We start from the raw sequence: 24328 nt of genomic DNA, 5'->3' as shown, positions 1-24328 counted from the left end.
CCTGTCATCTAGCGCATGGGTGGCTATCGCCGGATGGTTACACCATCCTGCCCATGCGCCGTCCCACCACGATAAGTGCAACCGAGTTTTTCATGGGTCGAAGTGTTAGCCAGAAAGCCCGCAAGCGTCAACGCATCTTTTGCAAAATTTCCGACGCCAAAGCGAAAGTTTGTTGCGCAGACAATGATAAATCATCACCGCCAGCCTAATGCGTTACACGAAATTTTAAGCGCGCCCCCATAAGCTTGCGCCAGCAGGGAGAATGCGCTTGTTGAATGATGATCTTCGCAAGTCCGGCGCAGCCGGAGATCAAGACCGCCGCGATGGCATGCGGCCTGGCAACCGGATGCTAGGACGCGTCGTCGCCTGCAACGGCGCGCGTGCAACGATTGCAGCCGTCGCCGAAGACGGCGGCACGGATCTCACGGAGCTCTGGTCCGTCGGTCGTCTGATCTCGATCACCGTTGGCAAGAACCGCGTCGTAGCACTCGCCTATTCCATGCAGACGGAGGGCAAGGACTGGGGCGAAGGGGCCGACAACCAGTTTCTGATCGAAGTCGAACTGCTCGGCGAAGTCTACGTTCACGAAGACGGCCAGGAACTGTTCTCGACCGGCATCTCGCGCTATCCCTATCTCGGAGCCATCGCCCACCGCATTCGTGCGGCCGATCTTCTGCGCATCTACGACACCCGCCTCGGCGACACAGCAGTCATCGGCAAACTCACCCAGGACGAAACGATCGACGCGACGATCCATGTCCCGTCCATGCTGTCGAAGCACTTCGCCGTGGTCGGCTCGACCGGCGTTGGCAAATCGACCGCCGTTTCGCTGCTCTTGCGCAAGGCGATCGAAAGCGATCCGAAGCTGCGTATCCTAATTCTCGATCCGCATAACGAATTTGCCGCCGCCTTCCCCGAGCTTGCCGTCGTCATCGACACCGACACGCTCGACCTGCCCTTCTGGCTCATGCGCCTCGACGAATTTGCCGAGGTCCTGTTCCGCGGCCGCCCGCCGGTTGCCGAAGAACTCGATATCCTGCGCGACCTGATGCCCGAAGCCAAACGCGCCTTCCGTGGCAATGAGAGCGCCCTGATGCGGCGCATGGCCGACAAGAGCTCGATGACCGCCGACACACCGGTGCCCTACCGCATCGCCGACCTGCTCGCGCTCATCGACGAGCGCATCGGACGTCTGGAAGGTCGCGGCGAAAAGCCATTCCTGCGCTCGCTGAAAATGCGCATCATGTCGGCGGTCAACGACCCGCGCTATCACTTCATGTTCTCCAACAATACGATCAGCGACACGATCATGGAGACGATCGCGCATATCTTCCGCATCCCGGGTGACGACCGCCCGATCTCGACCTTCCAGCTTGCCGGCATACCGTCGGAAGTCGTCAACTCGGTTGCTTCGGTTCTCTGCCGCATGGCCTTCGAACTGGCGCTCTGGTCGAACGGCGCGATCCACATGCTCGTCGTCTGCGAAGAGGCCCACCGCTACGTGCCTGCCGACCCCACTCTCGGCTTCTTCCCGACGCGCCAGGCCATCGCCCGCATCGCCAAGGAAGGCCGGAAATACGGCGTCTCGCTGGGTGTAGTCACCCAGCGTCCCGGCGAACTGGACCCGACCATCCTGTCGCAGTGCTCGACGCTGTTTGCCATGCGCCTTGCCAACGACCGCGACCAGGAGATCATCCGCTCGGCCATCCCCGACAGTTCGATCTCGACCACCAGCTTCATTTCCTCGATCGGCAACGGCGAAGCCATCGCCTTCGGTGAGGCGATCGCCGTTCCCATGCGCATGCGCTTCACCCGTGTGGCGGAGTCGGCGCTGCCGAAAGCCAACGGCGTCAACGCCAAACAGACCGAAGAAACGCCTGACACCGTCGATCTGCGCACCATTGTCGGTCGTATGCGTGCCATCGCCGGGCCGGACATCTCAGCCTTCCAGCAGAGCTTCGAGACCAGTTTCGGCGGCATACCGACTGCGCCGGAGGGCCTCTACGACGACGAAGAGTTCGACGACGACGACGGAGGTTTCGCCTCGTTGCGCCCGTCGCCTGCCCCACAGCCACCGGCGCGACCGACCGCAGCCTCTTTCCCGATGACATCACCGTCACCCGTGACGCGTCAGCCTTTCGAGACGCCGATCCAGCGACAGGCATTGCCAGCCTCGGAGACGCCGACGATCGAGCCCTACCGTCCGGACATGCTGCCCCGTTCTGGTATCGACGACGCGCCTCGCCAACGCATGGACTCCCCGGCTCCGGCTCACACCGTAGCTGCCGATCCCCCCTCGGCAACGTTCGGATCCCAGCCCTTGCGCCGCGAAGGTGGTTCCTCCCTGCGCGAGAGCATTCTGAAAAAGCCGCTATCGAGCCTCTACAAGCGCGACTAAACGTCAGCCGATCCGGAAAACTGCCGGGTCGACCCTTTCCCAGCTTTCATCCATCTGGTTACGGAACCAGGTCATCTGGCGCTTTGCGTATTGGCGCGTCGCAGCAGACGCGCGCTCGACCGCCTCGTGTCGGGTGATCCGGCCGGCAAGCATGTCGGCGATTTGCGCCACGCCGATCGCCTTCATGGCAGGCATCTCCGGCTTAAGGCCAAGCGACAGAAGCGCTTCGACCTCCTCGATCGCCCCCTCGTCCATCATCAGCTCGAAGCGCCTGTTGATCCGGTCGTGCAGCACCGTGCGATCTGGCAGGACCACGAGCTTGCGGGCGCGATCCGGATCGACCAGCTGCGGTCCGGACTGCTTCTGAAACTCGGCGATCGACCGTCCTGTCGCCCGGAACACCTCGAGCGCCCGCACGATCCTTTGTCCATCGCCCGGACTGAGGCGCTGCGCCATCGCCGGATCTACCTCAACCAATTCCCTATGCAACGCATCGGCACCCTCGGTTTGAAGCCGCTGGCGGATCTCCGCCCGCAGGTCGGCCGGGATTGCGGGCATCTCCGAAAGCCCGCCGGTCAGCGCCTTGAAGTAGAGCCCGGTGCCGCCGACGAACACCGGAAGACGCTTCTCGTGCTTCAACTGTTCGACCAGCGCACCCGCTTCACGCAACCAGTCGCCGGTCGAATAGGTCCGGCCGGCCGGGACATGACCATAGAGCTCGTGCCGCACGCCACCCATCTCTGCCTCGCCCGGGCGGGCAGTGACGACACGTAGCGTGTCGTAGACCTGCATACTGTCGGCATTGATGACGACTCCGTTTTGGCGGCGGGCGAATTGAAGCGCGAGCGCAGACTTGCCGCTGGCGGTCGGCCCGGTTATCAGGATCGCGTCGTTGTTCTTGTCAGGATCTTCCATCATGGCCTTGGTTGCCACGCTTGTCGCCAATCCGTCAAACCCTGTTCTGAGCCGGGCCCTCGCCGAAAAGGCCACCGAGGCCGTCGCGTCCTCGCGCCTCTACTGGCTGGCCGACGGGATCGCCTGCGACATACCCCTTCCCGATGGCACTGATCCGATCGAGGCCGAGCGCGCCCTGCGGCAGGCGCTGGAGGGTCAGCCCGTCGATGTCGCGGTCCAGGATGCCGATACCCGCCGCAAGTCCTTCCTGATCGCCGACATGGATTCGACGATGATCGGCCAGGAATGCATCGACGAACTGGCAGCCGAGGTCGGCCTAAAGGACAAGGTCTCCCAGATCACGGCCCGCGCCATGAACGGCGAGATCGCTTTCGAACCGGCCCTGCGCGAACGTGTGGCGCTGTTGAAGGGCTTGCCGATCTCGGTCGTCGGCGAGGTCATTGAAAAGCGCATTACGCTGACGCCGGGCGGCAAGGAACTGATTGCGACGATGAAGGCGAAAGGCGGCTACACCGCACTCGTCTCCGGTGGCTTCACCGTCTTTACCGGACCGATCGCCACCATGCTCGGTTTCGATGAGAACCGCGCCAACATCTTGATCGAGCAGGACGGCGTCCTGACCGGCGAGGTTGCCGAACCGATCCTCGGCAAGCAGGCCAAGGTGGATTCCCTGCTCGACATCGCAGGCCGCCTCGGCATCAGCCCGAACGAGACAATTGCCGTCGGCGACGGCGCCAACGATCTGGGCATGCTCGGCATCGCCGGCTCCGGCGTCGCTTTGCATGCCAAGCCGGCCGTAGCCGCCGAGGCGAAGATCCGCATCGACCACGGCGATCTCACCGCGCTTCTCTATCTGCAGGGCTACCGCAAGTCGGACTTCGTGACCGAATAAGGGTTGATCATGCTGATCGTCGAGACGGAGAGGCTGATCCTGCGCAACTGGCAGGACGAGGATCGCAACCTGTTCTACGAGATCAACCGCGACGCAAAGGTCATGGAGTTCTTCCCGCTCCGCCGCAGCCATGCCGAATGCGACATCATGTTCGACCGGAACCGGGACATGATCAGCGAAACGGGTCTTGGCTTCTACGCGCTGACCGATCGTGTAACCAACGAAGCGATGGGCTTCTGCGGCCTCTCACCCGTGGACCTTCCCGGCATCCTGCCCGAGGGAGCAATCGAGATCGGCTGGCGGCTGGCCACCCGCTTCTGGGGTCGAGGCTACGTTACCGAAGCGGCATCTCGACTGATTGAATACGCGCGCGCCGACCTCCGCTTGCCCGACGTCCATGCCTTTGCCGTGGACCGCAATCATCGCTCGATCGCTGTCATGCAAAGGATCGGCATGCAGCGTCTGATTGGCCAGGATTTCGATCATCCCAAGGTCCCCGAAACGCATCCGCACCTGAAGCGGCATGTATTGTTCAGAACACAGTTCGATTCCATCGAGATCCGAACAAGGTGATATTCCTAATTTACTGAGACTTAAAATGTATCTGCTACGAACTTCCGTATGCAGAAGATGTTTTCCGCGCATGTCGCGGCACCGATTGCGAACCTTTACGACCGCTTCCTGCGCCTTGGTGAAGGTGACCAGACGGCGGAAGAGGCAGAGCGTATCCGCGCAGTCCGACTGGCGGTCGTCGGTACCAGCACGCCGTGGATGATGGTGGCCAACCTCTGCAACGCGGTCCTGACAGTCTTTGCCTTTTACGGCAGCCCATCCGCGACCGAAGTCTATGTGATCTGCGGCCTGATCCTGACTGTAGTTGCATTTACGACCCTTTCCTGGTGGCGCAATCGCAAACGCGGCATGCGCGAGCGGGCAAGCCTGCGCGGGACAGTTCGCGCGATCATTTATGCCGCGATCCTGAGCGGCCTCTGGGCGGCCCTCGACGTAGCCGCCTACCACACGGCCGATGAAACACAGCGCATGGTGTTGATCGCGCTCACCGTCGGCATGGCCGGCGGCGGCGGCTTCGCCCTGGCGACCATCCCGTCGGCATCAATCGTCTTTTGCGGCACCGTCGCTGTCGGGGCCGCAATCGCCCTCTCCCGCGATCCGACCATCGTCGGCGCCTATCTCTTCGTCCTCTACCTGATCTTCGCCGCGATCATCATCCGCTCGTCGCTCGCGGTCTGCCGAAGCCTCACGGAGCGCGTCCGGGCCAAACTTGCAGCCGACGAACAGCGAGACGTCATCAATCTCTTGCTGAACGACTTCGAAGAGAATGCGGCGGACTGGTTGTGGGGCACCGACGAAGATATCAACCTGGTTCGCGCCTCCAACCGTTTCTACGAACAGATGCAGGTCCCCGAAGCCATGGTGATCGGCAAGCCGCTCGCCGCGATCATGCCCTTCGCCGCCGTCGGGATCGAGGGCATGGACTGCAGGGAGAACTTCATCACCTGTCTGGAGACGAGACAGTCCTTCCGTGATCAGGATATCTGTGTCGAACTGGGAGGGGAACTGGCGATCTGGTCCCTGACAGCAAAGGCAATACAGGACGACGAAGGGCAGTTCTGCGGCTATCGCGGAGTAGGTCGCGATGTCACGGCGAGCCGCGAAAGCCGTCTGCGCATCGAACACATGGCCCGCCATGATCCGTTGACGGAAGTCGGCAACCGGGTTCTCCTCTCCGAAGATTTCGAACGCGCGGTATCGCGTTATCAGCGCTTCGGCGACCCTTTCTCGGTCCTGCTGCTGGATCTCGATCGTTTCAAGCACATCAACGACAATTTCGGCCATGCCGGCGGCGACGAACTGCTGCGCGCCATTGCCAGCATTCTGAGCCAGATCCGCGGCGAGACCGACACGCTGGCGCGCATTGGCGGCGACGAATTTGCGATCCTCCATATGTCTGGCGACGATCCTCAAAGCGCTGCGGGCCTCGCCTCCCGCATCATCGAAAAGCTTGGCAAACCGATCAGTCTTTGCTGCGGCACGGCCCATGTCGGCGTCAGCATCGGCATCGCCTGCGCCCCGATCGACGGCACCGATCCGGACCAGTTGATGCGCAACGCCGATCTTGCCCTTTATCGGGCCAAGACAGACGGACGCAACCGTTACCGCTTCTTCGATAGCTCGCTTGATGCCGCTGCGCGACGCCGCAATCTGATCGAACAGGAACTGGCGCTTGCAGTTGCCCAGGAGAGCCTGACCGTCAACTTCCAGCCGCTCGTCGACGCCCAGAGCCGGCAGGTGGTCTGTGCCGAGGCATTGCTGCGCTGGAACCATCCGACGCTCGGCCCCATCAGCCCTGGCGAATTCATCCCGATCGCCGAAGAATCCGGCCAGATCGGCGCCATTGGCAGCTGGGTTCTGCGCCAGGCCTGCAAGCACGCCGTCAACTGGCCGGACCACATCCGCGTGGCAGTCAATCTGTCCTCACGCCAGTTTCTGAGCCCGGGGCTCTTGCCACTCGTTGAAGGCGCGCTGAAGCAGAACCGCCTGCCCGCTCACCGTCTCGAACTGGAGGTGACGGAAAGTCTGCTGATGGAAACCACGATCGGGGTCGAACAGACCCTTGCCTCCCTTGCAAGGCTCGGGCTTCGCATAGCGCTCGATGACTTCGGCACGGGCTTCTCATCCTTGAGCTACCTGCGCCAGTATCGCTTTGACAAATTGAAGATCGACCAGTCGTTCATATCCGACCTTGAGACCAATGCCGACAGCCGCGCCATCGTCGACTCCGTCATTCGCCTGGCGCGCGATCTGCGCATGAGCGTCGCCGCAGAAGGGGTCGAAACCCGGGGTCAGTTCGACCTGCTTCGGCAAATGAGCTGCGGCGAGATCCAGGGCTTCCTCGCCGGCCGACCGATGCCGGTCGACCAGTTCGAGGAATATCTGAGGCAGAACAGCACCTCGGTCGAGAGGCTCTACGCCTGAGCTATTCCAGCGGGACCGCCACGAGACGGAGATTGCCGTCCTTGTCGGCGATCATCAGATAGCCGCTGCGACGCCCCTCGCCTTTGATGTTGGTGAGCTTTTCCGCAACCTGCTGCGGCGTCTTCATGAATTCCTGGGCGACCTCCACGATCACCTCGCCGACCTTCAGCCCCTTGCCTTCGGCCTTGGAGCCGGGAAGCACACGGGTGATGAGAACGCCTTCGACACCTTCGGCAATCGAGAAGCTCAGACGGTTCGCATCGGTAAGTGCCGTCAACTCCACACCGATCAAGCCTTCCGTCACGGGCGCGCTCTGCTGTGCCTGATCGGGCGCAGCCGGAGGCTCGCCCTGCTCGTTTCCGTCAGGGGCCTCCTCGCCGGCCGGAGGCTCTGCAGGCGCCTGTTGATCGCCATCGGGTGTCGTGCCCTCCTCATTGGACTCGACGGTAGTTTCGGGATCCGTCTCGTTGCTTGCGACCTCGTCATCATCAAGACGCCCAAGGGTCACCTTCACCGACTGCTCCTGCCCGTCCCGCAGAATCACAACGTCGAGCGGTTCACCGATCGGACTTTCGGCAACGATACGGGTCAGGTCGCGTGTTTCGGAAATCGCCCGTCCATTGAAGGTGGTGATGATGTCACCGACCTTGATCGGCCCGTTGGCGACAGGGCCACCCTCGACGATGCCGCTGATCAGCGCGCCGCGGGCTCGGTCGATGTTCAGGCTCTGCGCCACCTCGTCGGAAACCGGCTGGATGCGAACGCCGAGCCAGCCACGACGCGTTTCGCCGAACTCGATCAATTGATTGACGATGTTTTCAGCCAATTCCGTCGGCACGGCAAAGCCGATGCCGATCGAGCCGCCGCTCGGCGATATAATCGCGGTATTGATGCCGATGACCTCGCCGTTCATGTTGAACAACGGTCCACCGGAATTCCCCTTGTTGATCGCCGCATCCGTCTGGATGAAGTTGTCATAGGGGCCGGCATTGATGTTGCGGCCGCTTGCCGAGATGATGCCGACGGTCACCGAGCCCCCGAGGCCGAACGGATTGCCGATGGCCATGACCCAGTCGCCGATTCGCATTGTCTTGGAATTGCCAAACTTCACCGATGTCAGCGGCTGCGGCGGCTCGACCTTGAGAACGGAAAGGTCGGTCTTCGTGTCGGTGCCGACCAGCGTCGCCTTGAGCTTCGAACCGTCGGAGAAAATGACCTCGATGTCATCGGCGTTTTCGATCACGTGATTGTTGGTGACGATGAAACCAGTCGGGTCGATCACAAAGCCGGACCCCAGTGAATTCACCTTGTTGTTGGTCCCGCCACCTTCGCGATTCCGATAGAAATCCTCGAACAATTCCTGAAAGGGCGAGCCCTCCGGAACCTGCGGAAGCGGACCATCGCCCTCGTCGGCAACGCTTTGCGACGTCGAGATATTGACAACGGCGCCGAGCAGGCCGCCTGCGAGATCGGCAACGGATTGAGGCCCTTGCTGGGCGACCACCGGGTTCGGTTCACTCACGGTCCCGACGATCAGGGCCGTCCCCGTGAGAAGCGCCGAAAGAATCATTCGCGACGCGCGGGCAGGTTTCATCATCGGCTTCCTCACTGGCTTGTCTGGGGTCGTAGTGAACATAAGGCGGAATGGGCTGAGGGAAAATCACAATTGCCGGAAGAGATCTAACCTCGACTTGCGACCAGATCTTGTCAGCCGCGCACCCACCACGCGATTGCCACGCCCGTGGTAATCGCGGTGAGGCCGAGCAGACGCAGCTGATCCTCCGGGATCTGCGGCAGGAGCCGGGCCATGCGCACAAGAAAACGAGGGGCCAGCGCATAGGCCAGCCCCTCGATGATCATGAATATGGCGATCCCTGCGAGCAGGTCGTCCATGGTGTCAGTTGCCGGCAGGCGCCGGCGGCGTAGCCGGTTGCGGGGCAACCGCTGGTGCGGGTGTCGGTGTCGCCGAGTTGCCCGTGCCTGCTCCGCTGTTGAAGAAGCGGAAGAAGTCACTGTCGGGCGACAGCACCATCGTCGTGCCCTGGTTGCTCATGGATGCAACATAGGCGCGCATCGAGCGATAGAATTCGAAGAAGCTCGGATCCCGCTGGAACGCATCAGCGAAGATGTTGTTTCGCTGGGCATCGCCCTCACCGCGCAGGATTTCCGAATCGCGCTGCGCTTCGGCCTGGAGTTCGACGACCTGACGGTCGGCGATAGCCCGGCGACGCTGGCTTTCTTCGTTACCGCGGGCGCGGATGAATTCTGCTTCGGCCAAACGCTCAGCCTTCATCCGCTCGAAGGTCTGCTGCGAGACTTCCTGCGTCAGGTCGGTACGACGAATGCGAACGTCAGTGACCTGCAGACCGAGGCTTTCAGCCGCCGCCTGGAGATCGTTGCGAACGTCGGACATCATCGAACCACGCTCTTCGGAAAGCGCCGCATCGAAGTTCCGCAAACCGTAGACGCGGCGGAGCGCTGCATCGAGACGGGTGCGAAGACGCGATTCGGCAGCTTCGCGGTCCGCCGACACCGTTTCACGGAAACGGCGGGCATCGCTGATGCGATAGACGGCAAATGCATCGACTTCATAAAACGCACCGCCACGGACCTGAACACGGATGTCAGGCAGATCGAAGCGAAGCGCGCGATCCTCGACATACTGGACACGATCAGCATCGATGAAGGCAAAGGGCAGCTTGAAATAGATGCCCGGCTCGCTCTTCACGTCCTGGATCTGACCGAAGCGCAGAACGATCGCCTGTTCACGCTCGTTGACCACGAAGATCGACGAGTAGACGAAGAACAATGCGACGCCGAGGGCGATGAGGAAATAGGGAAGACGGTTCTGCATGTCAGTTCCCTCCCGTCGTAGACTGGCCGGTCGTTTGGTTGCCCGGCTGGCGCATGAGTTCATTGAGCGGCAGGTAAGGTACGACACCCTGTTGATCGCCCATGATCACCTTGTTCGAATTGCGCAGGACGTTCTCCATGGTCTCCAGGTAGATACGCTGGCGCGTCACATCAGGCGCCTTCACATATTCGTCGTAGATCGAAATGAAGCGCTGCGCCTCACCCTCTGCTTCCTTGACGACCTGATCCTTGTAGGCGGCTGCCTCTTCGCGGATCTGTGCTGCCTGGCCTCGGGCCTGACCGAGACGCTGGTTGGCGTACTGGTTGGCTTCTTCGACGAAACGATCTTCATCCTGCTGGGCACGCTGCACTTCTTCGAAGGCTTCGGCCACTTCACGCGGCGGTGCCGCATCTTCGATCGGAACCGCGTTGATCGCGATGCCGGCGCCATAGGTGTCCATGGTACCCTGGATGATGTCGCGAACCTGCGTCGAGATCTCTTCGCGGTTGTCGCGGAAGACGTCCTGGGCAGGACGACGACCGACCACCTCACGCATGGCGCTTTCGGACACCTGCTGCAGTGTCTGCGTCGGATCTTCGAGGTTGAACAGATAGGACTGCGGATCCGACACGGTGTAGAGCACCGAGAACTGGACGCTTACGATGTTCTGATCGCCGCTGAGCATCAGGCCGGCGCCGGGATTGTTCGATGTCGGGCGGCTGCCGACGTTCTGCTGCTGTTCGGTGACCTTGACGATCTCGACCGCTTCGATCGGCCAGAGATGGAAATGCAGGCCCGGCATCGCAATTTCTTCCTTCGGCTTACCGAAGCGAAGTTCCACGCCGCGCTCGTCCGGCTGAACCGTATAGACGGCCTGCATCGCCCAGAAGGCGACCAGCACGATACCGACGATCACAAATGCACCGCCGTTGAACCCGCCGGGCACGATGTTTTTCAGTCGATCCTGACCTCGGCGGATCAGATCCTCCAGATCCGGGGGCTGGTTGCCGCCACCGCCGCCACCGCCGTTTCCACGCGGCCGGTTTGGCCCCTGCCCCCAGGGGCCCTGATTGTTACCGCCGCCACCGCCGCCGCCCCAAGGACCGCCGCTGCCGCCGTTTTGATTGCTCCAGGGCATCAATACCTCTTTGCTGTAAAAGCTCCCAAGTCCCCCGCCCGCTGATCGATCGACCGACATGCATGAGGTTCCAGAGGGTTATAGGTATCGAAGCCCCCGCTTTCAACGCGAGGGGCCCAACTTCTTCTTCGGAAAGGGCAAATTTTGCGTTATCGGGCATCCCTGCGACGGTATATCGCGTAGCGCGTGGGGTAATTGTCCTTCTCGCCGGGCGGAACGTCGATTTCCTCGACACATTCGAACGTCGCAGGATCGATCGTCGGGAATGAGGTATCTCCGTCGACGACCGTCTCGACATGGGTCACATGCAGGAGATCGGAAAACCCCAGTGCCTGGCGGTAAATCTCGCCACCACCAACGACACACACCTCGTCCACACCGAGCTCGGCCGCAATTGCCCTGCCCCGTTCAAGGGCTTCGTCCAGGCTCGTCACGGTTTCAACGCCGGGCATGTCGAAGGCCTGACTGCGGCTGACGATAATATGCGGCCGCCCTGGCAGCGGCTTCGACCCGACCGATTCGAAGGTCTTGCGTCCCATCACCAGCGGCTTGCCCATGCTGAGCGCCTTGAAGCGCTTCAGATCCGTCGAGAGCTTCCACGGCATGTCGCCGTCGCGGCCGATGATCCCGTTCTGCGACACGGCAACGATGATGACGGTCTTGATGTCAGCCATGTCCAACCTGTTTCACCACACCGTCAGACGGCGATAGGCGCCTTGATGCTTGCATCGGCCTCGTAGCCGATCAAGTTGAAGTCGTCATACGCGAAGGAAAACAGGTCCTTGACGTCGGGATTGAGCTTCATGACCGGCAGCGCCTTCGGCGTGCGCGTCAGCTGCAGCTTCGCCTGATCGAAATGATTGGCATAGAGATGGGCGTCGCCCAGCGTATGGACAAAGTCTCCCGGCTCCAGACCGGTCACCTGCGCAATCATCAGGGTCAGCAGCGCGTAAGACGCGATGTTGAAGGGCACGCCGAGGAAGATGTCGGCCGAGCGCTGGTACAGCTGGCAGGAAAGGCGGCCATCGGCCACGTAGAACTGGAAGAGGCAGTGACACGGCGGCAATGCCATCTCGTCGACCAGCGCCGGGTTCCAGGCCGTGACGATGTGGCGTCGTGAGTTCGGGTTGGTCTTGATGCTCTCGACGAGCTTGGCCATCTGGTCGATATGCCCGCCATCATAATCGGGCCAGGAGCGCCACTGGGCACCATAGACAGGACCGAGATCGCCATTCTCGTCGGCCCACTCGTCCCAGATGCTGACGCCGTTTTCCTTGAGGTAGCCGATATTCGTATCGCCCTTCAGGAACCACAGCAGCTCGTGAATGATCGACTTCAGGTGCAGGCGCTTCGTCGTGATGACTGGAAAACCTTCCGCCAGATCAAAGCGCATCTGGTAACCGAACACGGAGCGGGTGCCGGTTCCCGTGCGGTCACCGCGATCGCTGCCGGTCTCCAGAACGTGGCGCAGAAGGTCGTGATACTGGTGCATGGGTCCATTCATCGAGTCGTTGACGATGTCATCTTATCGCTGCCGGAGCCCCGAACCAATGCGGTTTCATGGGTTTTCCCCGTCCGCGCGGCATAATCCGCGTTCCGGTCCGTTCGCCCTCTTTTCATCGGGATCGGAAACACCTATATCACCTTTGCTGGGGCTTGCTCCGGCTATGGCAATAAACGGTCGGTGTAATAAACCTATTGGACCCGGGGGCGGTACCCGGCGCCTCCACCAAAAACCGGTCGGATCTGATATCTCTTCAGACCGGCTTTTGATGGGGGCGAAATAGGATCGACAAGGGCGTAAAGATCGAACTTTTGCTCGGCATGATACCGCCGTTATCGGGTCACAAGTGTAGTTGCAAACGACAACAACGCTAAGGGTTACGCTCTCGCTGCCTAATGGCGGTGCGGGAAACCCGCTCTAAGTCCTTAGGGTTAGCCCCTTAAGGCGGGGTCCGAAGGCACCTGGCAACAGAAGCCTTCACCTACCTCCTACGCACAAATAACCCTCAGTCTTTCCCCATGACTTTGCTTCGGATTTCGCTGCTACCAGCAGGCAGAGATTTGATGTACATTGCGCGAACCAGTTTCACGCGCCGGGGCTTTTCCGCGCCGCCGCGTCGTGGCATAAGCCGCTGAAAATCGGCATGATAACGAAAGCAGGGATCTGATGGGGCACGACCATATTCGCTACGACATTCTGGCCCAGGACGCACTCCGTGGCGTCATCCGCAAGGTCTTGGCCGAGGTTGCCGCGACGGGGCGCCTGCCGGGTGACCATCACTTCTTCATCACCTTCCTGACCGGCGCGCCGGGCGTGCGGATCTCGCAGCATCTGAAGGCGAAATATGCCGAGCAGATGACGATCGTTGTCCAGCACCAGTTCTGGGACCTGAAGGTAACCGACAGCCTCTTCGAGATCGGCCTCTCTTTCTCCGATACACCGGAAAAGCTCGTGGTGCCCTTCAACGCCATCCGTGGATTCTACGACCCCTCCGTGAACTTCGAACTCGAATTCGACGTGCCGCTGGCGGACGAGGAGGAAGGCGAGGCCGAGATCACCGCCTACCCGCTGGAAGCCGTCGCCAAGACGGAAGAGACGGAAGCCGGAAAGACGGAAGAAAAGAAGGAAGGCTCCGTCGTTTCGCTCGACGCTTTCCGCAAGAAGCAGTGAAGACATGACGAACGGCCGGGCCCCTGCCCGGCCTTTTCCGTGGAGTTGAGACCATGGCCGACATCGTCAATCTCCGTCAGTTCCGCAAGGCGAAAGCCCGCGACGAGCGCGAGAGCGTGGCCGAACAGAACCGCATAAGCCATGGCAGAACCAAAGCGGAAAAATCGCTGACCAAGGCACGCAACGACAAGGCAGCCCGGCAGCACGAACAGGGGCGGATCGAGAAGCCCGAGCAGGATTGATCCGAAAAGATGCCTGGGCGCATCGGGACGGCCATACCTCGAACATCCAGACGGTGACCGCCATGATCCGCAAACGCTCGATCACCCTGCACGGACACCGCACCAGTTTTTCGGTCGAAGATCCCTTCCTCGACGAGTTGAAGACCATCGCCAGGAAACGCGGTTTGAGCTTTGCTGCCCTGATCGCCGAAATCGACGAAAGCCGGCCGCTCAACTCGAACCTCTCTTCTGCCCTCCGCCTGTTCGTGTTGCGAGAGTTCAAGCAGGCGGTTGAGGAGGCGGAGGAGAAGGTCTTGGAACGACCGGCAGAGGCGAACTTCCAACGCAATCCGGTCAGTTGACCCCAGGCAGTCCCTCGAACCGCATCTCTGGCAAGGGCTGACGGATCACGCGCTCTTCCGGTGCCACCGGGAGAACTGGCGCAACGGGCACCGTGTCCGTCGTCAGGGGCTCCACCGGTGTGGCCGCCGGCGCCTCAGGTTGAGCAGCTGCTTCGGCCTCTTGCGCAGCCTGTGCTTCCGCTTCCGCCTTGAGCCGCGCTTCCTCCTCCAGCCGCAGGCGTTCCGCTTCTGCCCGCGCCCGCTCTTCGGCACGCGACCGCGCAAGTGCCGCCTCACGCCTCAGCCTCTGTTTTTCGAGAACGCTTGCCTGCAGCGCCTCAACCCTCCGCCGCTCGGCCTCGAAGGCGCGCAGAGAGACAAAATTGGTAAGTTCCGTAACGTCAAGTGACTGACTGAGCGAGAGCGCGTCACCCTGGAAGAGAAGCCGGAAATTCGGCTCTCCCCCCTCCATGGCGGCCTCTCCGGCGTTCAGGGCGACACTGATTTCCCCGTCGAGCAGGCCGGATCGCAGATCGAGCCTGAGCGCACCGCCGAGCTTGGCCGCATCCGCCTGGTGGCTCGCCGCCTGAATGCGCAGCGTACCGTCTGACAAGGCAAAGGGCAGGACCAATCCCCTCAGTTCCGTTCGGCCATCCTCGATCAGACGATCGGTGATATCCCGAACCTTGTCCTCACTGATCTCCGTTCCCAAAGCATCCACCTCGGCAATCAGTGCCGGCATGATGTCGAGCTGCAGCCGGTCGAGCGTGAGGCTGTTGAACCGCGCCTCGCCAGAGCCACTGGCCGTACCGATCAACTCAGCCGGCGTCTTGCCGGCGCCTTCGGCAACCAGCGTCACATCCATGCGCCCGGCGGGCGTTTCGGCCTCGGTCATTCCGCGCCCGATGCGAAGTGAATTGACCGTTCTCAGCACATCGCCCCCCACGAGATCGAGGCGGGCTTGCAGGAAGCCGTTTCCGTCGGTGTTGGCCACCGAGAACCGACCCTTGGCCTTGCCGCCTAGCCAGTCACCAGCGATGTCATCGAAGCTTAGTTCACCGGCCTTGTTGCGCAGCGTTCCGGACACATCCGTCATGGCCTCTTCCGCACCGGGCCAGAATTGCTTGACGGTCAGGCCGAGATCGAGATCGAAGGGCAAGCTGACGACGCCAAGAGCCGCCTCCGACAAGGCGCCATCAACCGGATCCGTGAGCGGGCCGATCATGGTCGCCGCAAGCCAGTCGAGATCGAGTTGATCGAGGCTCACAGTGCCGGCAATCGAGGGAACGGATCCCGTCAGGTTCACCTGTCCCTCAGCCTCGACCGTTTGTCCACCGATCGTGCCCGTCATGCGTTCGATCGCAAGCTGATCATCGCCAAACGAGAATTGCGTCTCTCCTTTGAGCGGCAGACCGGTTGCCGCGTCGGGAAGGCTGAGACCAAGCGCCATAAGATAGGGGCCGATGTCCTGGCTATCAAGCGACACATCCCATTTGCCATCCAGCATGCCAGGCGTGCCCATAGCCGTCAGCTGCGCCGTTGCCTCGAGCGTGGTGACAGGCCCGGCAAAACTGACGACGGCATCGGCATTGCCTTCACCTGCGGCATTCACCGTCAAGGTCAAGACACCACCTTCACCGGTGGTCCATGGCAGCGGATCAAAACCTGCCTGCCCGAGCAGGACCTGTGCCTCTTCGTTCTCCAGCCGGATTTCTACACTGCGTTGCCCGCCGCCCAAAAACGCAGAGATCTCGTCAGCCTCGGCTGTCGCGGCAAGCGCTGTCTGGTTGACGCGGCCAGTCAGGCCGAGCGTCACGGCACCCGCCTCCGTCACCTGCAACCTGCCCTTGACGTCAGTGTCGGCATACCATTGCGCGCTCTGGGCCAAGCGATCGACGAGAGCGTTGGCCGGCAGGCGTTCCCGCAGCAGTGCAAGGAACGGGCCTGGGTCGTCAGAGACGAAACCGATCTCCGCTTCACCTACTGGAGTAGTCTCTGTCTCTCTCAGCGCACCGCTCACCCGGATCGCGCTGCCCGCAACGCTACCCAGATTGAACCGCTCGATCGAAAGCTGCCCCGCCTCGTATGTGGCGATCGCTTCGACATCTTCCGCGCTGACACCGAACGCGCGCAGGGTGCCGAGCTTCAGACGGGTCGCGACCCGTTCGGCGAGCAGCCGCTGTTCGGCATCCTCGCCAACGACCAGGGCGACGATCGCCCGAGCCGCATCGAGATCAAGACCGTCTCCCGTCAGATCGATGGAGAGGCTCGCCGCTTGACCGATGGGCGATTCTCGCTCGATCCTTCCCTTCAGAGGCTCCGCGCCGATCGCAAGCTCCAGGTTTTCGAACCGTTGCAGTTCGGGCGTCAGATTGACCGAGGCCGAAAATCCGGCCGAGGAAAGGCCTCGGATCGACGGATCGACGCGCCCCGCAATCCAAGTGGCGAGGCCTGACGGCTGGGTCGATGCGATCAGGAGATTACCTTCGAAAGATGGCGTGCCGATGAGCGTCAGCCGGCCGCTCGCCTCGACCTGAGTGCGGCCCGGCAAAAGGCCGACGGCCTTTTCCACGGCCCAGCCGTTGCCTGCGGGGCGGACGTCGAGCTGCAGGTCGCGAAACACGGTATCGCCCGCGACAATCGCCGGCAGGCGCAGCGTGGCACGGCCAGGAACCTTGGGGATCGGGATCTCTGCAGCGCTGGCGAGCAAGAGCGCCAGGCGCTGCTGGACGGACACGCTGCCATTGCGCGAGGTCTTGGCCCGGCTACCATCGGCCGCCAGCCTGTTGACGTCGACCTGCTGGCCCTCGGCCGTCAGCAGGAACTCCGGATTGGCACCGGTGTCGAGCTTGGCTTCGCCCGAGATCACATAAGGGTCGACGACCTCGCCGAGTTCAAGGCGGTAGCTCGGAACCGTGATGCTGTCATTGGCAAGCTTGAACTCGCCCCGCATCCGCGGTGCAGGCACAGGTGTCTGCCCCGGCTCCAGGGCCTCGGCCGGTGTCGCGACTTTCCAGGTGGACGAGAAGCTTCCGGCATACTGCGGCTTGCCCTCTTCCAGCGCCAGTTCGCCTTCGAGCATCAGGTCGAAGGGACGCGCTTCAGGTTCGATCCGCAGGCGAAGCGGCAGGGCAACGCCTGAGACTTCCGAGGTCGTCAGGCCGAACTGCGCCGCTTCTCCGTCCAATACGGCCCTGCCCTCGACCGACCAGGGGCCCGCAAGCGTTCGCGCCGAAAGAGCAGCGTCCAACTCGGTGAGCATGCGATTTCGCCCCGACTGCTCATCGATGAACTCGACACTACCGCCGGTGACGGAGACCTTCTCCAGAACGACCGTGCGCGCCGGAATGCTGGGTCTGCTGCCGCGCAACCAGTCAAGCGTCCCATCAGGCAAAAGCCGGATACGCGCCTTCGGCTCCTCGATGCGCATGTCGAAGATGCGCGCCTCGCCAGACAGGAACGGCGCGAGTTCCGCATCGAGCGAGAAGCGGGCGATCCTGACGAGCGGCGTACCGTCCACGTCGGTCCCGACAGTGACATCCTCCATGGTGACGGACGGGAACGGTAAGAGCCGTGCCGAAACCTCACCATTGACCACGACCTTCTTGCCGAGCAACTGGCTCGCCTGATCCTCGAAGTCACGGCGGAAATTGGTCCAGTCGACGAACAGCGGCGCAAGCAGCGCTGCAAAAAGCGCAACCACGAGCAGGCCGCCAAGCGTTACCAGTATGCGTCCGAGCACCGAATGCCACTCCCTTGATTACGGCCCGAAGGTAACGCAATTCACCGCAGGGGCAACCCGCAAGCTCTTGCAGTCACAGCCGAAAGATCTTGCCGGGATTGAAGATATTGTCAGGATCGAGCCCAGCCTTGACGGCGCGCATCGCCGGCAGTGCGGAGGCCAGTTCCTGCTCCAGATAGCTGATCTTGCCCTGTCCGACCCCATGTTCGCCGGTGCAGGTGCCTTCCATGGCAAGTGCCCGCCCGTTCAGCCGCTCCAGAAAGGCTTCGGCCTTCTCGACATCAGCGGCGTCCTTGTCGTTGAACAACAGCAGGACGTGGAAATTGCCATCTCCGGCATGACCGACAATCGGGGCCAGAAAGCCATGTTCGCGAATATCAGCCTGCGTCGCGGCCACGCATTCCGCGAGACGCGAAATCGGCACGCAAACATCCGTCGACAGGGCCGAAAGTTCCGGCGCCAGTGCCCGGCTTGCCCAATAGGCATTGTGGCGCGCCTTCCAAAGCTGGTTCCGCTCTTCCGCATTGGCGGTATAGGCAAATTCTCCACCGCCGAACTCGGCCGCGATCTCGCCGAACTGTTCTGCCTGGAGCGCCACGGTCTCTTCCGTGCCATGGAACTCGACGAACAAGGTCGGACGCTCGGCATAGGAAAGCTTCGAATAAGCGTTGCAGGCGCGGATCTGCATCTCGTCCAGGAGTTCGATGCGCGCCACGGGGATGCCCATCTGGATCGTCATGATCACGGCATTGCATGCGTCTTCGAGCGTCGGGAAAGCCACGACACCGCCGCTGATCTTCGCCGGAATGCCTTGGAGCCTGAGCGTAACCGAGGTGATCACCCCGAGCGTGCCTTCCGAACCGACGAACAGCCGGGTCAGATCATAGCCGGCCGACGACTTGCGGGCCCGCTGCGCGGTGCGGATCTCCTCACCATCGGCCGTCACCACCGTCAGCGCCAGCACATTGTCCTTCATCGTGCCATAACGCACCGCATTGGTACCGGATGCACGCGTTGCAGCCATGCCGCCGAGCGACGCATTCGCGCCCGGATCGATGGGGAAGAAGAGACCGGTGTCGCGCAGATAGGTGTTGAGATCCTCACGCGTCACGCCCGGCTCGACCGTGCAGTCCAGATCTTCGGCATTGACCGCGATGATCCGGTTCATGCGGCTGAAATCGATCGATATGCCGCCGCAAGGTGCGTTCACCTGCCCCTCCAGAGAGGAGCCCGTGCCGAAGGGCACGACCGGCACGCGATGCGTGGCGCAGATCCGCACGACCTCTCGAACATCCTCGCTGCTTTCGGCGAAGACGACCCCATCCGGTCGTTGTGACGGCAGATAGGTGGTGGTGTGGCTGTGCTGGTCGCGAAACGACTGACCTGTCTGGAAGCGCTCCCCGAAACGCTGCTTGAGGAGCGGCAAGGCCAGAGCGATGCCTTCTTCATTGCGTTTGCCGTCGATCACATCCTTGCGGGCCATCCGCGACCTCCCGAATAATAGCCTTGGGACGCACCGGGAAATTGGTGCGTCCCTGCTATGGGATAGGGCTCGGAGATTGTCCAGTCGTCAGACAGCCGCACAGGCAAGCTATTCCTGTTACTCGGCCGCAACCCTCGGCGGCGCGCCGCGATCATTGGCGATCTTCAGCGTGGCATCCTCGAGTTCCGTCTTCAGGCGCGCCTCTTCCTGGGCATGCGGCTTGGAGAAGCGGGCAAGCAGGAGATAGGCGACCGGCGTGATGTAGAGCGTCACGAGGGTCGCAAAGCCGAGACCGCCGACGATCACCCAACCGAGCGCGATGCGCGCCTCCGCACCGGCGCCCTGCGCCAGCACCAGCGGCACGCCACCGAGCACGGTTGCGATCATCGTCATCATCACGGGACGAAGACGGATGGTGCAGGCCGTTTCGATCGCCTCGCGAACGGATAGCCCCCTGTCACGCAACTGGTTGGCAAATTCGACGATCAGGATGCCGTTTTTCGCCATGACGCCAACGAGTAGCACAAGGCCGATCTGACTATAGACGTTCAGCGTCGAGCCAGTGACAACAAGCGCAAAGACGGCACAGGCAAGCCCGAGCGGCACCGTCGCCATGATGATCAGCGAAGACACAACGCTTTCGAACTGCGCGGCGAGCACCAGGAAAATGATCGCGATCGCGAAGCCGAAGGTCAGCGCCATGCCATAGCTGTTCTCCTCCAGCGTCGCCGCTTCGGACAGCGGGATCAGGCGCGAGCCTGGCGGCAGCAATGGCTGCGCAATCTGTGTCACCATCTCGACAGCATCTCCGAGCGCAACGCCGTCGCCAAGGCCTGCCGAGAAGGACACCGAGGCGAGCTGCTGATCTCGGTTCAGCGTCGGCGAGACGGCATTTTCCTCGAGCGAGGCAATAGTCGACATCGGTACGACGCGGCCGTCGGATGTAGTGAGGAAGATGTTTTCCAGATCCGTCGGGTCATTGATCGGCTGCGTGCTCGACACAAGGCGAACCGGGATCGAATTACCATCGACAAAGACATCGGTGACCGAACGTCCCTCGAGCAGCGCCTGCAACGACGTGCCGATGGCGCCGATATCTATGCCGAGATCGGAGGCCCGTTCGCGGTCGATCGTCACCGAGATCTGTGCCTGGGTCGGCTCATTGTCGAGACGCGGTGTCTGGAATTCCGGACGGTCACGCAATTGCTCGACGATCTGCAGTGCCGATGCCGTCAGCGTTTCATGGTTCGAACCAACGACCGCCATCTGCAGGCCGCTGCCGGCACCACGGATTCTGAGGCTGTTGGTCTGGAACACATTGCCACGCAGCGCGGGCACCAGAGCGGCGGCGGCGTTGACGTCCTGAACGATCTGGTTCTGACTGCGTTCACGCTCCGACCAGGGTGCCAGCGTCATCACCATGAAGGCGCTGTTGGATGAGCCCTGACCGGAGATCGAGAATATGCTGACAATCTCCCCGCTGTCACGGAGCGGCTTCAGGTTCTCCTCCATCCGCTGCACCTGATCACGCGTATAGGCAAGGCTCGACCCCTGCGGGGTGGAAAGCCGCATCAGCACAACCGAGCGGTCTTCGCGGGGCGTGATCTCGCTCTGGATTGACGTAAACGCGAGATAGGCGGCGCCGGAGAACACCGCAGCAACGACGCAGACGATCAACGGATTTGAAAGGCAGGCCCGAAGCGTTCGGCCATAGAAGCCGGCAAAGCGCTTGCCGAACGCACCGAGCAATCCCCGGTCGTCATCGGCTTCCCGTTTGAGCATGCGCGATGCCATCATCGGACACAAGGTAAGCGCCGTCACCGACGAGAGCAGAACCGCAAAGGCCAGCACGAAGCCGAATTCGCGGAAGAGACCACCGAGCTGGCCCGGCAGGAAGGACAAAGGCACGAAGACTGCGGCGAGTGTGGCCGTGGTCGCAAGGACCGCAAAGAAAACTTCCTGTGTTCCGAGCACTGCAGCCGCGCGCGGCCCCATGCCCTCAGCCCGGCGGCGGACGATGTTTTCGAGAACGACGATCGCGTCGTCCACGACGAGGCCGGTCGCGAGAACGATTGCGAGCAGTGTGAGAATGTTGATCGAGAAGCCGACCATATAGATCGCAGCCAGCGTGCCGATCAGAGCGACGGGCATGGTGAGCGCCGGGATCAACGTCGCGCGCCAGTCGCGCAGGAACAGAAAGAGGACCACAAGCACGATTACGGCGGAGAGCCCGAGCGCGATCTCAACCTCGTGCAGAGCGCCCTGAATGAAGACCGCATCGTCGCTGGTGACGATAACCCGCGTACCCTCCGGCAGGGCGCTCGCCATGCCCTCGACGGCACCATGGACGCCGGCGGAGATGTTCAGCGTGTTGGACTGCGCCTGACGGATAATGCCGAGACCGACACCCTGCACACCATTGGAACGCAGCGAGGTCGAACCATCGTCAGGCCCAAGCGTCACTGTCGCCACGTCGCGCAAGCGCACGCGCTCACCGATCAAGACATTTTCGAAATCGTCGACCGTGGCGAGGCTGGCGGTCGCCCGCACAACAATGTCCTGCGTCTGTGATTCGAGCGAACCGGCGGGAACGTCGAGCGAGGAATTCTGCAATGCGGATGCAAGGCTGGCCACACTCAAGCCACGGCTGGCGAGTGCCGCCTGATTGACGTCAATGCGGAAAACCTTTTCCTGATCACCATAGATCTGGACGTCGGCGACGCCCTCGACGGCGGCCAGCCGGTCCGAGATCTCGTTGTCCACCAGCAGCGTCAGGTCTTCCATCGAGAGCGTGGTGGAGGTCACGGCAAGCCGCATGATCGGCTGCGAATCAGCGTCCGCCTTGACGATGCGCGGTTCGTCCGTGTCGTCGGGCAACTGGTTGCGCACCCGACCGAGCGCATCGCGCACGTCGTTTGCGGCGACTGCCAAGTCGACATTGTCGCTGAACTCCAGCGTCGTACGGCTCTCGCCGAACTGGGAGCGCGACGACATGGATTTGAGGCCGCTGACCCGGGCGACTGCGCCCTCGATGATGCGCGTCACCTCCTGGTCCATGGTCTGCGCGGAAGCACCATCATAGTCCGTGCTGACCGTGATGACAGGCTGGTCGACGTCAGGCAATTCGCGGATTTCGATGCCGGCAAGGGCAGCCAGACCTGCAACGACAAGCAGTGTATTCAGCACCGCCGCCAGAACCGGGCGGCGCACGAAAAGGGCGGTAAAGCTGCGCCCGGACTGTTCGGAACCGTTCTCACTCGCGCTCATCGAACAGCAACCTCCTCGGCATCGGCGCGGGTTTCGCCGGCAATTTCGACGGTCCCACCCTCACGCACACGCTGGAGCCCTTCGACGGCGACCACGTCGCCTTCCTTGAGCGGTGCTTCGACGAGGATTTGGTCAGAATTGCGCTGCACGATCGTCACGCGCGTCTTCACGGACTTGTTGTCGACAATTTGCCAGACGAAGGAGCCCTCACCGTCCCATTGCACCGCGAGCGGGTTTACGGCCGCATAGCTGTCACCGGGAAACCGCATCGCAACAGCAAACGACATGCCGGCGCGCAGCACATCGTCGGGATTGTCGATCTTGGCGCGAATGCGGATCGTGCGGCTCGCCTGATCCACGCGGCTATCGACCGCTTCGACCGTGCCTTGGAAAACCTGGCCTGGACGCGAGACGGACTTGGCTTCGACCGGCATACCCGGCCGCACGGCCGCGACGAAACGTTCGGGAGCCCAGAAATCGACCAGCAGCTGGCTGCGATTATCGAGAGAGACGATGGCTGTCGTATTCGTGACATTGTCGCCGACACTGACGCCAACGATACCGATCACACCATCGATCGGCGCCACGATGTCGCGGCGCTTCAGATTGAGTTCGGCCGTGGTCAATTGCAGCTGCGCCTGTTCTTCGGCAATTTGCGCGTCGAGCACGTCGAGCCGCGAGAAGCTCTGGAGATTGCGGTAGGATTCGGCCTTCTCCTTCGCACTGCGAAGCGCAACGGCCGCCTGATCGCGCAGGATGACCTGCTCCTCACGATCGAGCCGGGCGATGAGGTCACCCTTGCTGACCTTCTGGCCGGAAGACACGAGGATCTGGTCGAGGGTTCCGGACGCCTGCGGCATGACAGTCACCGCCTCGATCGCCTCCCCATCGCCGATTGCACTCAGGCGGTCGTTGACGACACCCATGGCGACTGGCTGCGTGGCCACGAGAATGGCCTGATTGCCGCCGCCACGGCGGTTTCCCTGGCCCTGCCCCTGTCCACCGGACTGCGCCTGCTGCCCGCCCTGCCCCTGGCCCCGCTGTCCCTGCCCTTCACCTTCTGCCGTGCCCGACACGAGCGCCACGGCCGAAGCGGGCACCCCCATTGAAACGAGCGCCTGCCCCGCTCCGGGTGAAAAATAGACGAGGGAACAGAGACCGACGAAAAGAACGGCGAAACTGATGGCGAGTTGCTTCCAAACCGGCATGCAAGGCTCCAAAATGTAAAACGGAATGTCAGCGGTTAAGTATCGGGCGCAAACAGTCAGTGGCAATGCCAGAACGTCAAGCTTACTGATTTGTAATCTCGCGTCTTTTCACGCCGCCGTGATCCCGCAACCCCTGCATGCCGGGCGAAACCGTCCGGACGAGAGCTTAGCACATCCCACAGCCTAAAGCCTAAAGCC

At 62.0% G+C, this 24328-nt stretch carries 18 protein-coding genes and 1 other RNA gene; 8 read left to right on the top strand and 11 right to left on the bottom strand.

Features of this window, described 5'->3' with window-relative positions:
- The first annotated feature begins 268 nt into the window (after window positions 1–268).
- Window positions 269–2398: a helicase HerA domain-containing protein gene (locus tag SJY08_RS05855; protein ID WP_377274991.1), complete on the top strand. Its 2130-nt coding sequence runs from the start codon at window positions 269–271 to the stop codon at window positions 2396–2398.
- A 3-nt stretch (window positions 2399–2401) separates the two neighbouring features.
- On the opposite strand, the gene miaA is transcribed toward SJY08_RS05855, so the two are convergent.
- On the bottom strand, window positions 2402–3316 hold the full coding sequence (miaA, locus tag SJY08_RS05850; RefSeq protein WP_377278487.1) for a tRNA (adenosine(37)-N6)-dimethylallyltransferase MiaA: 915 nt from the start codon (window positions 3314–3316) through the stop codon (window positions 2402–2404).
- On the opposite strand from miaA, the gene serB reads away from it, so the two are divergent.
- From serB to SJY08_RS05835, 3 genes are read left to right on the top strand one after another with little or no spacing between them, the layout of a single operon-like run.
- A complete protein-coding gene (gene serB / locus SJY08_RS05845) occupies window positions 3315–4205 on the top strand; it encodes a phosphoserine phosphatase SerB (RefSeq protein ID WP_069041156.1) in 891 nt (296 codons plus the stop codon). The genes miaA and serB overlap by 2 nt on opposite strands.
- A gap of 9 nt (window positions 4206–4214) precedes the next feature.
- The gene (locus SJY08_RS05840; RefSeq protein WP_377274990.1) at window positions 4215–4778 is read left to right on the top strand and encodes a GNAT family N-acetyltransferase; all 564 of its coding nucleotides are present in this window, start codon (window positions 4215–4217) and stop codon (window positions 4776–4778) included.
- Between the two features lie 48 nt (window positions 4779–4826).
- Window positions 4827–7202 carry a putative bifunctional diguanylate cyclase/phosphodiesterase gene (locus tag SJY08_RS05835; RefSeq protein ID WP_377274989.1) on the top strand — a complete coding sequence of 792 codons (2376 nt, stop codon included), beginning with the start codon at window positions 4827–4829 and terminating at the stop codon, window positions 7200–7202.
- Window position 7203: 1 nt separating this feature from the next.
- On the opposite strand, the gene SJY08_RS05830 is transcribed toward SJY08_RS05835, so the two are convergent.
- From SJY08_RS05830 to SJY08_RS05805, 6 genes are all read right to left on the bottom strand, one after another.
- Window positions 7204–8799, bottom strand: a complete 1596-nt coding sequence (locus tag SJY08_RS05830; protein WP_377274988.1) for a Do family serine endopeptidase — start codon at window positions 8797–8799, stop codon at window positions 7204–7206.
- A gap of 110 nt (window positions 8800–8909) precedes the next feature.
- Window positions 8910–9095 carry a DUF2065 domain-containing protein gene (locus SJY08_RS05825; RefSeq protein ID WP_054151725.1) on the bottom strand — a complete coding sequence of 62 codons (186 nt, stop codon included), beginning with the start codon at window positions 9093–9095 and terminating at the stop codon, window positions 8910–8912.
- A 4-nt stretch (window positions 9096–9099) separates the two neighbouring features.
- Window positions 9100–10056, bottom strand: coding sequence for a protease modulator HflC (gene hflC / locus SJY08_RS05820; protein WP_377274987.1), 957 nt, complete (start codon window positions 10054–10056; stop codon window positions 9100–9102).
- A gap of 1 nt (window position 10057) precedes the next feature.
- Window positions 10058–11194, bottom strand: coding sequence for an FtsH protease activity modulator HflK (hflK, locus tag SJY08_RS05815; protein WP_377274986.1), 1137 nt, complete (start codon window positions 11192–11194; stop codon window positions 10058–10060).
- Between the two features lie 149 nt (window positions 11195–11343).
- Window positions 11344–11868, bottom strand: coding sequence for a dihydrofolate reductase (locus SJY08_RS05810; RefSeq protein WP_377274984.1), 525 nt, complete (start codon window positions 11866–11868; stop codon window positions 11344–11346).
- 23 nt (window positions 11869–11891) lie between these two features.
- A complete protein-coding gene (locus SJY08_RS05805; protein ID WP_377274983.1) occupies window positions 11892–12686 on the bottom strand; it encodes a thymidylate synthase in 795 nt (264 codons plus the stop codon).
- Between the two features lie 117 nt (window positions 12687–12803).
- Between SJY08_RS05805 and ssrA the strand changes: the two genes are divergently transcribed.
- From ssrA to SJY08_RS05785, 4 genes are all read left to right on the top strand, one after another.
- Window positions 12804–13180: a transfer-messenger RNA gene (gene ssrA / locus SJY08_RS05800) on the top strand.
- A gap of 184 nt (window positions 13181–13364) precedes the next feature.
- Window positions 13365–13868, top strand: coding sequence for an SspB family protein (locus tag SJY08_RS05795; protein WP_069041150.1), 504 nt, complete (start codon window positions 13365–13367; stop codon window positions 13866–13868).
- 53 nt (window positions 13869–13921) lie between these two features.
- Window positions 13922–14110, top strand: a complete 189-nt coding sequence (locus SJY08_RS05790) for a DUF4169 family protein (protein WP_054151719.1) — start codon at window positions 13922–13924, stop codon at window positions 14108–14110.
- Between the two features lie 62 nt (window positions 14111–14172).
- The gene (locus SJY08_RS05785; protein ID WP_377278485.1) at window positions 14173–14451 is read left to right on the top strand and encodes a ribbon-helix-helix domain-containing protein; all 279 of its coding nucleotides are present in this window, start codon (window positions 14173–14175) and stop codon (window positions 14449–14451) included.
- On the opposite strand, the gene SJY08_RS05780 is transcribed toward SJY08_RS05785, so the two are convergent.
- From SJY08_RS05780 to SJY08_RS05765, 4 genes are all read right to left on the bottom strand, one after another.
- Window positions 14444–18172: an AsmA-like C-terminal region-containing protein gene (locus SJY08_RS05780; RefSeq protein ID WP_377274981.1), complete on the bottom strand. Its 3729-nt coding sequence runs from the start codon at window positions 18170–18172 to the stop codon at window positions 14444–14446. The two genes, SJY08_RS05785 and SJY08_RS05780, sit on opposite strands and share 8 nt — an antisense overlap.
- 73 nt (window positions 18173–18245) lie before the next feature.
- Entirely contained in the window at window positions 18246–19655 is a 1410-nt protein-coding gene (locus tag SJY08_RS05775) for an FAD-binding oxidoreductase (protein ID WP_377274980.1), read from the bottom strand.
- Between the two features lie 117 nt (window positions 19656–19772).
- The gene (locus tag SJY08_RS05770; protein WP_377274979.1) at window positions 19773–22922 is read right to left on the bottom strand and encodes an efflux RND transporter permease subunit; all 3150 of its coding nucleotides are present in this window, start codon (window positions 22920–22922) and stop codon (window positions 19773–19775) included.
- Complete coding sequence (locus tag SJY08_RS05765; protein ID WP_377274978.1) at window positions 22919–24130, bottom strand: efflux RND transporter periplasmic adaptor subunit; 1212 nt, start codon at window positions 24128–24130, stop codon at window positions 22919–22921. The genes SJY08_RS05770 and SJY08_RS05765 overlap by 4 nt, the downstream gene beginning before the upstream one ends.
- Between the last annotated feature and the right edge of the window lie 198 nt (window positions 24131–24328).

This window comes from Rhizobium sp. R86522 (genome assembly GCF_042466255.1).
Lineage (GTDB): Bacteria > Pseudomonadota > Alphaproteobacteria > Rhizobiales > Rhizobiaceae > Allorhizobium.
The sequence above is the reverse complement of the archived record's forward strand: the minus strand, read 5'-3'. Positions and strand labels throughout refer to the sequence as shown.